Below are 1,353 nucleotides of genomic sequence, written 5' to 3'. Positions count from 1 at the left end.
TCTGTAAGGCAGAATTCTTAAACTAGGTCCTGTTCTACTGACAAAATGAGAGACTTGGTCGCCACTGAGATCCGGACACTGGAGAAGGTATTCTCCAGCGACGCCTTGAAAAATACCGTGTCTGAGGGGAGAGGTGACAATCGGCCGCTGCTCTTTTGCTGGCGGGCAGTTGCGGCAGCAGTCGGCCATTAGGAGGCGTTCGACCAAGGGGGGCCTTGGCGATATCGGATCAGTGCCCGGAACCAGTTGGCCACTACGTAAGTTGTCCGCACGGATCTGATCCTACGCCCCCTGAGAAAGATTCCGGATCAGTGCAGCTGCACTGATGGCGCTTTGACGCACATTAGGCTTATGCTTGACACGTCTAGGTGATGTGTGAACGCCGTCATCTGCGGAACTAAATGCCTTAGGGACAGTGAACCACACCCGTGGCCGATCCGAATTTGAGAGTACAGGCGGTAAAAATACCGCGAGAAAGGGACATTCGATGAGCATGATCACTTGGACCAAAAGAGACAATAACGCTAACGCCGTGATTTTTGTACACGGATTGAAAGGCGGCCAAGAAACCTGGTCCTACGACGAAAAAACTTCTTTTCCGAGCTTGCTGGCTGCCGACCGCAACATTTCAGATCATTTCGACATTGGTTGCTTCAACTATTTTACTACCTTCACGACAACTTACGGTGCAAACAAGAGCATTTTTCAAAGATTATTTAAATCTCGAAAGAGTGTGAGAAAAAACCTACCCATCTCTGAAATTGCAGAATTATTACGCACTGAGTTTGAAGTAAACCTAGATAGTTATGAACAAGTAATGATTGTCGCACATAGCATGGGAGGGCTAGTCGCCAAGGCATGCATCCTAGGTCACCTCGAAGAAAACCAGACTACACCTGTAAAAGGGTTTGTCTCCTTGGCAGTACCGCATACAGGTGCAAAAATCGCGAATATCGGGTCATTTTTATCATCTAACGTACAACTCGCCGACTTAAGCGTGTTGAGTGATGCTGTATATGACCTAAGCAGCGCCTGGGTAAATTCTGCAACACCACCTCCGCCAACAAAATACATATATGGAGCGCACGATATTTTTGTCGACAAAAAGAGCGCATTGGCAATTGAGGCTTTAAAGAAAGACTCTACCGCAGTCGACTAAGATCATATCGGAATTTGTAAGCCCAAGAGTTGCGACGAAACCGTGTACAAAGCTGTGGTGAAATATATTCTGGAATTTGAGTCCATATGCAAACCACCTTTGGTAATTAAAGAATTCCAGGATAACCGACAATACGATGATCATCTTTTCGTACTTAAATTGGTGATCGCAGATGTTCATGAAGCCATAACTGG

General features: G+C 46.5%; 1 protein-coding gene. It reads left to right on the top strand.

Features of this window, described 5'->3' with window-relative positions; all coding sequences use genetic code 11:
* The first annotated feature begins 487 nt into the window (after window positions 1–487).
* Window positions 488–1,159 (top strand): hypothetical protein, encoded by a 672-nt coding sequence (locus F8N49_RS27735; protein WP_151553307.1) that lies wholly within the window; start codon window positions 488–490, stop codon window positions 1,157–1,159.
* Window positions 1,160–1,353: the final 194 nt, after the last annotated feature.

Origin of the sequence: Pseudomonas sp. GXM4 (genome assembly GCF_008923895.1) — a bacterium.
GTDB classification, from domain to species: domain Bacteria; phylum Pseudomonadota; class Gammaproteobacteria; order Pseudomonadales; family Pseudomonadaceae; genus Aquipseudomonas; species Aquipseudomonas atacamensis.
Note: the sequence above shows the minus strand (reverse complement) of the source record. Positions and strands in the feature narration are given on the sequence as shown.

What these genes read in the sequence shown, in the direction of transcription:
- F8N49_RS27735 (WP_151553307.1), top strand. Translation starts at nt 488, where the DNA reads ATGAGCATGATCACTTGGACCAAAAGAGACAATAACGCTAACGCCGTG.